General features: G+C 63.3%; 11 protein-coding genes. All 11 read right to left on the reverse strand.

Annotated features, from left to right (window positions below; all coding sequences use genetic code 11):
• Window positions 1–223 precede the first annotated feature (223 nt).
• Window positions 224–994 carry a PEP-CTERM sorting domain-containing protein gene (locus tag ACE3RX_RS19970; protein ID WP_374486721.1) on the reverse strand — a complete coding sequence of 257 codons (771 nt, stop codon included), beginning with the start codon at window positions 992–994 and terminating at the stop codon, window positions 224–226.
• Between the two features lie 231 nt (window positions 995–1,225).
• Entirely contained in the window at window positions 1,226–2,632 is a 1,407-nt protein-coding gene (locus ACE3RX_RS19975; RefSeq protein WP_374486722.1) for an FAD-binding oxidoreductase, read from the reverse strand.
• A gap of 65 nt (window positions 2,633–2,697) precedes the next feature.
• Window positions 2,698–3,654 carry a patatin-like phospholipase family protein gene (locus ACE3RX_RS19980; protein WP_374486723.1) on the reverse strand — a complete coding sequence of 319 codons (957 nt, stop codon included), beginning with the start codon at window positions 3,652–3,654 and terminating at the stop codon, window positions 2,698–2,700.
• 135 nt (window positions 3,655–3,789) lie between these two features.
• On the reverse strand, window positions 3,790–5,118 hold the full coding sequence (gene rimO / locus ACE3RX_RS19985) for a 30S ribosomal protein S12 methylthiotransferase RimO (protein ID WP_374486724.1): 1,329 nt from the start codon (window positions 5,116–5,118) through the stop codon (window positions 3,790–3,792).
• A 60-nt stretch (window positions 5,119–5,178) separates the two neighbouring features.
• On the reverse strand, window positions 5,179–5,784 hold the full coding sequence (gene phaR, locus ACE3RX_RS19990) for a polyhydroxyalkanoate synthesis repressor PhaR (RefSeq protein WP_374486725.1): 606 nt from the start codon (window positions 5,782–5,784) through the stop codon (window positions 5,179–5,181).
• 343 nt (window positions 5,785–6,127) lie between these two features.
• The gene (phbB, locus tag ACE3RX_RS19995) at window positions 6,128–6,868 is read right to left on the reverse strand and encodes an acetoacetyl-CoA reductase (RefSeq protein ID WP_374486726.1); all 741 of its coding nucleotides are present in this window, start codon (window positions 6,866–6,868) and stop codon (window positions 6,128–6,130) included.
• A gap of 39 nt (window positions 6,869–6,907) precedes the next feature.
• Window positions 6,908–7,648, reverse strand: coding sequence for an acetoacetyl-CoA reductase (gene phbB / locus ACE3RX_RS20000; protein WP_374486727.1), 741 nt, complete (start codon window positions 7,646–7,648; stop codon window positions 6,908–6,910).
• Window positions 7,649–7,772: 124 nt separating this feature from the next.
• On the reverse strand, window positions 7,773–9,512 hold the full coding sequence (locus ACE3RX_RS20005; RefSeq protein ID WP_374486728.1) for a PHA/PHB synthase family protein: 1,740 nt from the start codon (window positions 9,510–9,512) through the stop codon (window positions 7,773–7,775).
• A gap of 286 nt (window positions 9,513–9,798) precedes the next feature.
• Window positions 9,799–10,581, reverse strand: a complete 783-nt coding sequence (locus tag ACE3RX_RS20010; protein WP_374486729.1) for a ZIP family metal transporter — start codon at window positions 10,579–10,581, stop codon at window positions 9,799–9,801.
• Window positions 10,582–10,643: 62 nt separating this feature from the next.
• Window positions 10,644–11,378 (reverse strand): peptidoglycan editing factor PgeF, encoded by a 735-nt coding sequence (gene pgeF / locus ACE3RX_RS20015; protein ID WP_374486730.1) that lies wholly within the window; start codon window positions 11,376–11,378, stop codon window positions 10,644–10,646.
• On the reverse strand, window positions 11,375–12,340 hold the full coding sequence (gene rluD / locus ACE3RX_RS20020; RefSeq protein WP_374486731.1) for a 23S rRNA pseudouridine(1911/1915/1917) synthase RluD: 966 nt from the start codon (window positions 12,338–12,340) through the stop codon (window positions 11,375–11,377). Before rluD ends, pgeF begins: the two co-directional genes overlap by 4 nt.
• Window position 12,341: the final 1 nt, after the last annotated feature.

Genomic DNA, 12,341 nt, shown 5'->3' on the forward strand with positions numbered 1-12,341 from the left:
CGCTGACCTCTTGCATGCCATGCAAGCGCTCTCCCAGCTGAGCTATACCCCCGTCGAAGAAGTGCGCATTTTAGTCATCAATCCGGTGTTTGTAAACCACTTTTTGAAGATAAAGCGCTCACCGGAGCGTGACGAGTAGAACTTTGCCCGAAAAACGGTCAATGCGGGCGAAAAAAGCCCCGCCAAAGCGGGGCTTTTACCCTTTCCGAGGAAAGGAAGGCGATCAGGCAGCCTTGCGACGACGCAGGGCAGCCATGCCGGCCAGGCCGAAACCGACCAGAGCCATGGAAGCGGGCTCAGGAACGGTCAGGCGTACGGCGCCATTGACGGCGAAGAGGCCATCAATCTTGCCATCCTTATTACCCAACAGTTGGGAGAGCGGGGCGGGGACGAGGCCGTTGTCCAGCGCGTAGAAGAGGCCGCTGAAACCGCTGCCGTTCTTGTCGGTTTCGGTCACGTCGATGGTCCAAGTGCCATTGCCCAGGGTGTGCTGCACGGACACAGAGCCGTCGCCAATAGCGCCGCCCAGCGGTCCGAAGATGTTACCGAGCAGCAAGTTGAGGGAGCTGGCACCACCCGTGAACGCGCCACCGGTCACCGCAGCACCGTTGGAGGTGAAGGTATTGGTGTTGAAATCGTAAACAAAGTGGGAACCCGTCAGGCCAGTGCTGGTGATCTCGCCGGTGCCGAGGGTAATCCAGTTCGGCACATGGGAGACCAGTTCGGCACCGGGGACTTTGGGGGACACGTCCAGGGCGACATCGCCCTTGCGCTCGGCGGAAATGACACCGCGATTCGGAACGTTGAGATCCAGCAGGCCCTTAACGTTAGTCAGTTTGATTTGAAAGCTGTCGGGGGTGGCATCACTGAAGCCAGAGATGACGAAGTTGCCGCTGAAGTCGGCAGTGGAGGTATAAACACCGGCGTTGGCGGCGTTGACGCCACCGAAGGTCAGTGCGGCGCCGATGGCGATTGCGAGTTGCTTCTTGATCATGCTTAAGCCCTTTCCGCTGGTTTCACAGATTTAAATTCAGGACAACTAAACCAACCCACATGACTTTCTGGGTTGGCAGAACTCTTCACATGAAAACCAGATGCAATCTTTGTTCCACATGCCATAAGCCACGGTAATTTAACGTGAAACTCATGCTGGGTTCGTCGCCCAACCAGCATGTGTAAAATTTTCTGACACCAAGCTGTCAGCGCCCCTCCACATTCCCTTCCGTCATAGCACCTTGCCGGGATTCATTATCCCTGCTGGATCCAGCATTTTTCTGATGCTTTGCATCAATTCCAATTCAATTGCCGATTTGTAGACCGGCAGGATATCCCGCTTCAACTGGCCGATTCCGTGCTCCGCCGAGATGGAGCCGTCAAGGGCGGCCACCAAGTCGTGCACGATGCGCCCCACTTCGGGTGTGCGTGAAATGAAGGCGTCGTTTTCGTCGCGCAGGGGGCGGGAGAGGTTGTAGTGGAGATTGCCGTCGCCGAGATGACCGAAGGCCACCACCCGGATGCCCGGATGGGCCTCTTCAAGGGCCTGCCCTGCCCTTTCGAGAAATTCCGGGATGGCACTGACGGGCACGGAGATGTCGTGCTTGATGCTGAAGCCTTCCCGTTTTTGCGCTTCAGAGATGTTTTCGCGGAGGGCCCACAGGGCGCTTGCCTGGCTTTCCGAGTGAGCCACGACGCCGTCGTGCACCGCTGCCTCAGAAATGGCCCGTTCTAGCTCGCCCTCGAGCAGTTCGACCAGGCCGGCGTCCTGGCGGGTGTCGGTCAGTTCCACCAGCACGTACCACGGATGCGCGCTGTCCAGCGGATCGCGAGCGCCAGGGATGTGCTGCAGTACCAGCTCGAGAGGCGTGCGGCCGATGAGCTCGAAGGCGGTCACCCGGTCGCCGGCTACGCTGCGCAGGCGCGACAGCAATGCCACCGCCGCCGCGGGGCTGCCCACCGCCAGCCAAGCGGTGACGCTGCTGCGCGGGCGCGCAAACAGCTTGAGAGTGGCAGCGGTGACGATGCCCAGGGTGCCTTCGGCGCCGATGAATAGGTGCTTGAGGTCGTAGCCGGTGTTGTCCTTGCGGAGGCTGCGCAGGCCGTTCCAGACCTGGCCGTCAGGCAGGACAACCTCGAGGCCGAGGACCAGCTCGCGGGTATTGCCGTAGCGCAGCACCTGCACGCCGCCGGCGTTGGTGGAGATCACGCCACCGACTTCGCAGGAGCCTTCGCTGGCGAGGGACAAGGGGAAAAAGCGGTCTACCTCCCGGGCGGCGGCCTGGACGACGGCCAGCGGCGTGCCGGCCTCCACGGTGATGGCGTTGTTGGCCGGGTCAATCCGGCGGATGCGCCGCAGGCGGGAGAGATTGACAACTACCGCCGCGCCGTCGGGCAGCGGCGTGGCACCGCCACACAGACCGGTATTGCCGCCCTGGGGCACGATCGGCGTGCCGCTGGCCGCGCACGCCTGCACGACGGCGGACACTTCGGCGGTGTCCGCCGGAAACACCACGGCCTGCGCCGTGCCGGTGTAGCGGCCACGCCAGTCGGTGAGGAAGGGTGCCATGTCTGCGTGGGCGGACAGGCAGTGGGGCGTGCCGACGATTTCGCGCAGGGTGTCGATCAATGCAGACATAGGTGGAACTCGCTATGCAGGAAGTAAGTACAGGAGCCCCGCCGCGCAGCGCGCGCCGCGGGCTGTCAGCGCTGCTCGAGGACGCGCCGGATGGCGGGCAGGGCCAGTTCGACGGCGGCCTCGCCTTCGGCGATGGCTTCGGCGCCTCTGTGATAGTCCATCAACCCGAGCTGGGCAAGGCGCGGGGAGATGAGGACGTCGGCCGGTTCGCCCGCCAGGCGGCTGCGGGCGATGCGCACGGACATGATGGAGATGCTGTCCTGCATCACGCTGAGCATGGACGGCAGCTCATCGCTGTCGGCGCCGGCATCGCCGTCATTGCTGCCGGTGGCCGGCTTGCCGTTGCGGCCGAAGCGGGCGAGGAGCTTGCGGGACCAATAGGCAGCGCCGTTGCCATTGCTATTGCCATTCCCATTGGCGGGCTCGCCCCCCTGCCCTGCCGGCGGCCGGTTGCGCCAGGCCCAACCAACCACATCGGAGTTGAGTTCGACGGCGATGACCAGATCAGCCCCCATCGCACGGGCCAGGGAGACCGGCACCGGATTGACGAGGGCGCCATCAACCAGCAGGCGACCGTCCTGCCACACCGGCGCGATGAGGCCGGGCAGCGCGATGGAGGCGCGCACCGCCGCCGAGACGCTGCCTTCCCGCAGCCAGACCTCGTGGCCGTTGTGCAGGTCGGTGGCGACGCAACCGAACAGATGCGGCAACGCGGTAAAGTCCCGGTCCACGAACTGGCGTTCGAAGAAGGAGATGAGGCGGTCGCCCTTGATGAGACCGCCACGCAGGCCCATGTCCATCAGACCGACGACATGCTGCCAGCCCAGGCTTTCGACCCAGTTGCCGAGCTTTTCGAGGTCACCCGTTGCCGCTACGGCACCCACGAAGGCGCCGATGGAGCAGCCGCTGATGATGGTCGGCTCGATCCCCTCCCGCGCCAGCGCTCGCAGCACGCCGATGTGCGCCCAACCCCGCGCGGAACCACTGCCGAGGGCGATGCCGATGCGGGGAGCGCGTTTCATGGTCGGGTTGGAGATGACGAGTGACGGGCGAATGAATTCGCCCCCACAGGGGCGCGCGCCTTGCCACTTACCGTGGGGGCGAATTCATTCGCCCTGGGTCGGTGGCTGACGGCGCGGGGTTTCATTAACGGGCTTTCAGATCGGCTCGGCGTAGAGGTCGTGCACGTCGCAGTCGGTGATGCGGACGCGGGCGAATTCGCCGGCCTGCAAGTTTTCACCAGCAGGGATGATGACCAAGCCGTCGATCTCCGGAGCGTCGCCAGGCGAACGGGCCAGGGCGCCCTCCTCGTCGATTTCATCGACAAGTACGGTCATCTCGCGACCGATGAAGCGCTCCAGGCGGGCGGTGGAAATGTCTTCCTGGAATTCCATCAACTGGATGCGGCGCTCTTCGCGGATTTCCTCGGGCACGGCATCGGGCAGATCGTTGGCGGCTGCGCCTTCGACCGGCGAGTAGGCGAAGGCACCGACGCGGTCGAGCTTGGCTTCTTCAAGGAACTGCAGGAGCTCTTCGAAATCTGCATCAGTTTCGCCGGGGAAGCCGGTGATGAAGGTGGAGCGGATGGTGAGATCCGGGCAGATCTCGCGCCAGCGGCGGATACGCTCGAGGTTGTTCTCGGTGCTGGCCGGACGCTTCATCGCCTTGAGGATGCGCGGGCTGGCGTGCTGGAAGGGCACGTCGAGGTACGGCAGGATCTTGCCTTCGGCCATCAGCGGAATCAGCTCATCCACACTGGGGTACGGGTACACGTAGTGGAGACGCACCCACACGCCCAGGTCGCCGAGGGCGTTACAGAGATCGTAGATCTTGGTGCGAACGGGTTTGCCACCCCAGAAGCCGGTGCGGTACTTGGTGTCGACGCCATAGGCGCTGGTGTCCTGAGACACCACCAGCAGTTCCTTGACGCCGGCATTGACGAGGTTTTCGGCCTCGCGCATCACGTCGCCGATCGGACGGCTGACCAGGTCGCCGCGCATCGACGGGATGATGCAGAAGGTGCAGCGGTGGTTGCAGCCTTCGGAAATCTTGAGATATGCGTAGTGGTTGGGCGTCAGCTTGATGCCCTGCGGCGGCACCAGATCGATGAACGGATCGTGGGGCTTGGGCAGGTGCTTGTGCACCTCGTGCATGACCTCTTCAGTGGCATGCGGGCCGGTGACGGCCAGCACCTGCGGATGGGCCGCCATCACCACGTCGTCCTTGGCCCCCAGGCAGCCGGTCACGATGACCTTGCCGTTCTCGGCCAGGGCCTCGCCAATGGCATCGAGGGATTCTTCCACCGCGGCATCGATGAAGCCACAGGTGTTGATGACGACGAGATCGGAGCCCTCGTAGGAAGGGGAGATCTCGTAGCCCTCGGCCCGCAGGCGGGTGAGGATGTGCTCGGAATCGACAAGGGCCTTCGGACATCCGAGGCTAACGAAGCCGACTTTGGGAGCGGCCGGGTGCTTGGCTTGGGTCATGCGCTGAAAACCTGAAGGGGAAAAGCACAAGGGCCGCGTAACAGCGCGGCCCCGTTGGGTTTATTTGTTTTGCGTACCAGGCGGCTCGCTGGTGGGCGCCGGCTGGTCCTTTTTGTCGGCGGGGAAGCCGCTTACAAAGTTGGGGAACTGGAAGCCGGAAAACAGGTTACGGGTCTGGCTGTCCAGTTGCTCCTGCATCTGGGCGTACATTTTCTTGCTCTGCTCCATGTACGCACCCATCATGCTCTGCATGGCCGGCCCCTGGAAGTTCAGGAACTGGGCCCACAGATCCTGGCTGACGGTGGCATTTTCACCGTAAACCGAGCGGACCTGATCCTGCAGCTTGGCCTGCATGTCGGTGAAGGCCTTGATGTTGTTCTCGAGGTACTTGCCCATCATCCCCTGCATGGCGTTGCCATAGAAGCGGATCATCTGGGAGAGCAGATCGCTGGTGAACATCGGCGCACCGCCAGCCTCTTCTTCGAGGATGATCTGCAGCAGGATGTTGCGGGTCAGATCCTCGCCCGTCTTGGCATCGACGACCTGGAAATTGGCATTTTCGAGGACGAGTTCCTTCACGTCAGAAAGCGTAATGTAGGAACTGGTCTGGGTATCGTAAAGGCGGCGATTTGGGTACTTTTTTATCAGGCGAATTTGATCGGCCATCTGTGTCTTCTCCTCGGCGATAGGGTCGCCGCGGGGGGATTATACTGCGCTGCGCAAGAAAAAGCCCCGCCGCGCCTGAAGCTGGCGGCGAGAGATTTCACGCTTGCGGTCATTCCCAGCGGGCGGGAGAGAAGCGGTGAGGGCTGCGGGCCCCTGTAGAGAGGAGTTGTGGCCCCCTGTGGGGGCGAATTCATTCGCCCACGGAGGTTGAGGAACGCATCGAGGGCGAATGAATTCGCCCCCACAGCACCTTCGCCTTCGCCACGGTAAGCGCTGCCATGCGGGCGCACATGAAAAAAGCCCCGCACGGGGCGGGGCTTTTCAACGTTTGCAGCGGCAGGGATTACTGGTAGTACAGGCCGCCGTTCACGTTGAGGGTGGCGCCGGTGACGTAGCCAGCCAGTTCGGAGGACAGGTAGACCACCGCTGCGCCGATTTCTTCCGGCTTGCCGAGACGCTTGACGGGCACGGTGTCGATGATGGCGTTACGGACTTCTTCCTTGATCGCCATGACCATGTCGGTGCCGATGTAGCCCGGGGCAATGGCGTTGGCGGTCACGCCCTTGGTGGCCAGTTCGGCGGCCAGGGCCTTAGTGAAGCCGATCACGCCAGCCTTGGCGGCGGAGTAGTTGGTCTGGCCAGCCTGGCCCTTGACGCCGTTCACCGAGGAGATGTTGATGATGCGGCCCCAGCCACGCTCAGCCATCTTCGGGGAGATGGTGTGGGTGACGTTGAACAGGCTGGTCAGGTTGGTGGCGATGACGGCATCCCACTGGCCCTTTTCCATCTTCGGGAAGAACTTGTCGCGGGTGATGCCGGCGTTGTTCACCAGGATGTCGATCGGGCCGACTTCAGTGGTGATCTGCTCAATCGCAGCCTTGCATTGCTCGTAGTCGGACACGTCGAAACCGTACAGCGGAACGTCCAGGCCTTCGGCCTTGCGGGCTTCAACCCACGCATCCTTGGCGGGATCGCCCGGGAAGAAGTTGCCGACCACGCGGACACCAGCGGCAGCGAGGGACTTGACGATTGCAGTGCCGAGACCACCGACTGCGCCAGTAACGAGAGCGATGCGTTGAGTCATTTCACTTTCCTTTTTGTTGCGGTGCCAGATGAACACCGATTAGAACATATGCTGACCGCCGTTGATAGAGATGTTGGCCCCGGTGACGAAGGCCGCCTCGTCCGATGCCAAATAGGCAATCAGACCGGCGATTTCCTCCGGCTTGCCGAGACGGCTCATCGGGATCTGCGGCAGGATCTTGGTTTCGAGGACCTCCTGCGGGATTGCGGTGACCATCTTGGTGCCGATGTAACCCGGCGAGATGGTGTTGACCGTGACCCCGGATTTGGCCACTTCCAGCGCGAGCGCCTTTGTAAAGCCGTGCATGCCGGCCTTGGCGGCGGAGTAGTTGGTCTGCCCGAAGGCTCCCTTGATACCGTTAACCGACGACACGTTGATGACACGCCCCCACTTGCGCTCGACCATGCCATCCATGACCTGCTTGGTCATGTTGAAGACGCTGTCGAGGTTGGTGCTCATGACGGCGTCCCAGTCGGCCTTGGTCATGCGCTTGAAGGTCATGTCACGGGTAATGCCGGCGTTATTGACCAGCACATCCACCGGACCGATGTCGGCGGTGACCTGTTCGACGCACTGCTTGCAGGAGTCGAAGTCGGCCACGTCGCAGGGATAGGCCTTGAAGCCGTAGCCCATGTTGTTCATGGTCTGCAGCCATTCGCCGGCCTTGGCATTGCCCGGCGAATAGGTTACGACCACCTTGTAGCCAAGGGCTGCCAGCTTGATGCTGATCGATTCCCCCAGGCCGCCCATACCGCCGGTCACCAAAGCAACTCGTGCCATGTGTTTCTCCCTCCTTGTTTCGATGTATGCGGGGGTCGCGCAGACGTCGACAGTGCCCCCCTTCTTCTTTCACTGCCGACGTGTTCTTTATTGTTTTTGTCGGTCTTCGGCCTGGCTGGCCGGATCAGGCTTTTTCTTTAACGTAACGTCCAGGCGCCGGTTCGATTACCTTGTACTTGGCATTGCCCGGCTTGTTGCGCGCCGCCACCTGGCTACCACTGCGCGGTTTGAGCCATTCTATCCAGTGCAGCCACCAACTGCCCTTCTGTTCTGTGGCAGATTGCAACCATTCTTCCGGAACCGATGCGGCGGAGTCGCTAGTCCAGTAGCTACGGCGGTTTTTGGAGGCCGGATTGATGGCACCGGCGATGTGGCCGCTGGCTCCGAGCACGAAGGTGGTTTCGCCACCGAGGAGCTGTCGCGCCAGGTAGGCGCTGCCCCATGGCACGATGTGGTCTTCACGGGTGGCGAGCAGGTAGGCCGGCAGGTCGACCTTGCCGAGATCCACCTTGACGCCGAGCATCTCCAGCTTGCCGGGTACGCGCAGGTTGTTCTCGAGGTACATGTTGCGCAGGTACCAGGCGAGGAAGGGGCCGGCCAGGTTGGTGCTGTCGGAGTTCCAGTAGAGCAGGTCGAAGGCTTCCGGGGTCTTGCCCTTCAGGTAGTTGCCGACCACGTACTGCCAGATCAGGTCGTTGGCGCGCAGACTGGAGAAAACCTGGGCCAGTTCCTGGCCGCGCAGCAGCCCACCCTTGCCGATGGCCGCCTCGCGGGCGGCTACCGAGGCTTCGTCCACCAGGCAGCCGATTTCACCGGCGTCGCTGAAGTCGAGCAAGGTGGTCATCAACGTGAGGCTCTCGGCCGGGTCCTCGCCCTTCGCCCGCAGCACGGCGAGCGCGGACGACAGGATGGTGCCGCCGACGCAGAAGCCGAGCACGTGGGGCTTTTGCACCTTGGTGACTTCGCGGACAACCTGCAGCGCGGTGATCGGGCCTTTTTCCAGGTAATCGTCCCAGCCGAAGTGGGCTTCCTCGGCCTTGGCGTTCTTCCACGATACGAGGAAGACAGTGAAGCCTTGCTCGACGATGAAGCGCACCAGGGAGTTGGCCGGCTGCAAGTCCATGATGTAGAACTTGTTGATGCACGGCGGGACGATCAGCAGCGGCGTTTTATGGACCTTGTCGGTCAGCGGCGCGTACTGGATAAGCTGGATCAGCTCATTTTCGTAGATGACGGAACCGGGCGTGGTGGCCAGGTTGCGGCCGATCTCGAAGGCCGAGTCGTCGGTCATGGAGATGCGGCCCTTCTCCATGTCGCCGATCAGGTTCTTGATGCCCTGGGTGATGCTCTCGCCCTTGGTGTCGAGGGCCGTCTTGATGAATTCGGGGTTGGTCGCCGCGAAGTTGGACGGGGACATGGCCTCGACGTACTGGCGGGTCAGGAACTGCATGCGGGCCTTGGCCCGGCCGTCGGCGATGGGCAGCGCGTCGGCGAGCTTGCCGAGGTAGTCGGCATTGAGCAGGTAGGCCTGGCGGATGTAATCGTAGACCGGGCTGGAGGACCACTCGGGGGCGTTGAAGCGGCGGTCGCCGGGCTGCGGCTGGACCAGCGGCGTTACAGGCTCGCCGGGCTTGGCCTGCGCCATGCTGGCCCACAGGCGGGCGTGCGCTTCAGCCAGGGACTTCTGCAACTCGGTCAGCTCCGCGGCCTCGGGCAGCGGAATCTGCTGGGCTGCAGTCGGTGCCACCTGCTGAATCGCGGCGTTCTGCTTGCCGAGAAAATCGAGGAAACCTTCGGCCAGGGACTGGCCGAACTTGAACATGCCCTGCAGGGCTTCTGCGGACTGCTCCGGTGTTACAGACATCCAGCTCTCCTTTGTTGTTTCCGACCAGGAAAATCACAGCGCAGTGGTTTCCGGAGCGGGCGAAGGCGGCATTCGGACGACGCGCGTTTCGACCCCGGGCCCGTACGACGGCCTGTAGAATCCGGGTATGTATATTGTTGCTATCGCTTGGATTTTCGTCGCCTTGATGGCTACCGTGGCTGAAACCACGGTTGTCGGCGCCGTTCTTACGTTCTTGTTTTATGGGCTTGCGCCGCTCTCCCTGTTTTTATGGATTTTTGGCACATCGGCCCGCCGCCGTCGCCGTTTAGCCCAGCGCCCTCTCGGCGAGGGGATGGGCAAAGACGATGGAGGCAATGCCGGCGGCAATCAATAATACCTGCTGGATGGTGGCGCGCAATTCCGTTCGCTTGTGCAAACCCGGAATGAGATCAGCCACGGCCACGTAAATCATACTCGCGGCCGCCAGGGCGAGGAACACCGGCACCAGCGCCTGCACACGGGACAGCGCGAAATAGGCAAGCAGGCCGCCGACCAGGGTTGCCACGCTGGACAGCAGGTTGAAGGCCAAGGCCTTGGCGCGGCTGTAGCCGGAGTGCAGCAGGATCAGGAAGTCACCGACCTCCTGCGGGATTTCGTGGGCGATGATGGCCAGGCCGGTGACGATGCCGAGAGGCGTGCTCTCGACGAAAGCCGCGGCGATGAGGATGCCATCGACGAAGTTGTGAAAGGTGTCGCCGACGAGGATCAGCAGGCCGCTGCGCCCATGATCGTGGCCGCCGTGGTGGTGGTGCTCGTGCCCGTCGCAGCCTTCGTCATGGCAGTGGCGCCACAGCACCAGCTTTTCGAGCACGAAGAACAACAAGATGCCACCCAGGACGTTCATCGCCGCGTGCTCGGGGCTTTCCGCAGCCTCGATGGCATGAGGCAGCACTTCCAGGAAGGAGGCGCCGAGCAAGGCGCCGATGGCGTAGCTGATCAGGATGGGCACCCAGTTGGGGCGCGCCGCAAAGGCGAACCCGGAGGCGACCAGCACGCTGAGCAGGCCGCCGGCGAAACTCATGAAGATGATCCAAGCAAGGGGGGTCATGGTTCTACAGCTTTCAGGGGGCCGGGCAGTATAGCTTTAGTCGTCGCCTCGACTGCCAGGACTTAGGCCAGCCAGATCAGGCTGGCCATGCGGCCGGTGCGGCCATCGCGACGATAAGAGAAGAAGCGGTCTTTTTCGGTGACGGTGCAGGCATCGCCGCCATACACGGCGGTGACGCCCAACCGGGCCAGGCGCTGACGGGCGAGCAAGTAGATGTCGGCCAACCATTTGCCGGGCCGGGCGCCGGGGCGGAAGGCGGCATCGGCGGCAGGATCCACGGCTATGAAGGCAGCGCGCACTTCATCGCCCACCTCGAAGGCTTGCGGACCGATGGCCGGGCCTAGCCAGGCCAGCACGTCGGACGGCGGCACGGCCATCTTTTGGACAGTGGCTTCGATGACGCCATCGACAAGGCCGCGCCAGCCGGCATGAGCCGCAGCGACGACGGTGCCGGCACGGTCGCACAACAGCACCGGCAGGCAGTCGGCCGTCATCGCCGCGCAGACCTTGCCCGGGACGCGGCTGACTGCGGCATCAGCATCAGGCACGCCGGCGTATTCAGCAACATCAACCACCGCAGTGCCATGCACTTGATTCAGCCAGCACGGCTCGTCCGGCAGCTCGGCACGCAGCGCTGCGCGGTTGGCGGCCACCAGGGCCGGCTCATCACCGACATGCCCGCCAAGGTTGAAGGCGTCGTACGGTGCCGGGCTGCAGCCACCGCTACGGGTAGTAGACAGGGCCCGCACGTTGGCGGGCGCAGGCCAGTCGGGACGAATCCAGGCGGCGGAACTCATGGCTTGGGACTTTCGCGCAAGACGGCCAGCAGGCTCTCGATGTCGGCGGCCAGCGGCACGCTCCAGCGGCCGGCCTCGCCCGTCCGCGGGTGCACCAGGCCGAGCTGCCAGGCATGCAGCGCCTGGCGCGGAAAGGCATCCAGGCGCGGGTCGGCGCTGCGCGCCTTGCCGTAGGTGGCGTCACCGACCAGCGGGTGGCCGATGTGCGCCATGTGGACGCGGATCTGGTGGGTGCGGCCGGTTTCCAGCTGGCACTCGATAAGGCTGGCGCGGGCGAAGCGCTCGACGACGCGGTAATGGGTCACCGCCTCGCGGCCGCCGGGCACGACGGCCATCTTGGTACGCTGGACCGGATGGCGGCCGATAGGGGCATTCACCTCCCCGCTCGGCGCTGGCTCGCCATGCACCAGCGCGAAGTAGTGGCGCTTGACGGTGCGCGCCTGCAGCTGACGCACCAGATCGGTCTGGGCCTCGAGGGTCTTGGCCACCACCAGCAGGCCGCTGGTGTCCTTGTCCAGCCGATGCACGATGCCGGCCCGCGGCAATTCGCGGAAGGATGGGTTGTGGAACAGCAGCGCGTTGAGCAGCGTGCCGGACCAGTTGCCGCTGCCCGGATGGACGACCAGCCCGACCGGCTTGTTGATGACGATGATCGTGTCGTCCTCGAAGACGACGTCCAGCGGAATGTCCTCGGCCTGCTCGGCGAGCATCGCCTCGGATGGCTCCGGGCTGACATGCAGGGTCTCGCCGCCCCAGACCTTGGACTTGGCGTCCGGCGAAGCACCGTTGACGAGGATCCGCCCGGACTTCAGCCAGGACTGCAGGCGACTACGGGAATGTTCAGGAAAAAGGCGTGCGAGCGCTTGGTCTACCCGGAGACCAGCACATTCGTCAGGAATCGACTCGCGTCGCGGCGAAGGGGAAGAAGAGGCTGGGCTATAATCGAGCCAGTCTTCTTCCAAT

Source organism: Zoogloea sp. (genome assembly GCF_041914405.1).
Lineage (GTDB): Bacteria > Pseudomonadota > Gammaproteobacteria > Burkholderiales > Rhodocyclaceae > Zoogloea.

Excerpts from the sequence above, each read along its gene's own strand:
- ACE3RX_RS19970 (WP_374486721.1), bottom strand. The coding sequence starts at position 994 with ATGATCAAGAAGCAACTCGCAATCGCCATCGGCGCCGCACTGACCTTC.
- ACE3RX_RS19975 (WP_374486722.1), bottom strand. The coding sequence starts at position 2,632 with ATGTCTGCATTGATCGACACCCTGCGCGAAATCGTCGGCACGCCCCAC.
- ACE3RX_RS19980 (WP_374486723.1), bottom strand. The coding sequence starts at position 3,654 with ATGAAACGCGCTCCCCGCATCGGCATCGCCCTCGGCAGTGGTTCCGCG.
- rimO (WP_374486724.1), bottom strand. The coding sequence starts at position 5,118 with ATGACCCAAGCCAAGCACCCGGCCGCTCCCAAAGTCGGCTTCGTTAGC.
- phaR (WP_374486725.1), bottom strand. The coding sequence starts at position 5,784 with ATGGCCGATCAAATTCGCCTGATAAAAAAGTACCCAAATCGCCGCCTT.
- phbB (WP_374486726.1), bottom strand. The coding sequence starts at position 6,868 with ATGACTCAACGCATCGCTCTCGTTACTGGCGCAGTCGGTGGTCTCGGC.
- phbB (WP_374486727.1), bottom strand. The coding sequence starts at position 7,648 with ATGGCACGAGTTGCTTTGGTGACCGGCGGTATGGGCGGCCTGGGGGAA.
- ACE3RX_RS20005 (WP_374486728.1), bottom strand. The coding sequence starts at position 9,512 with ATGTCTGTAACACCGGAGCAGTCCGCAGAAGCCCTGCAGGGCATGTTC.
- ACE3RX_RS20010 (WP_374486729.1), bottom strand. The coding sequence starts at position 10,581 with ATGACCCCCCTTGCTTGGATCATCTTCATGAGTTTCGCCGGCGGCCTG.
- pgeF (WP_374486730.1), bottom strand. The coding sequence starts at position 11,378 with ATGAGTTCCGCCGCCTGGATTCGTCCCGACTGGCCTGCGCCCGCCAAC.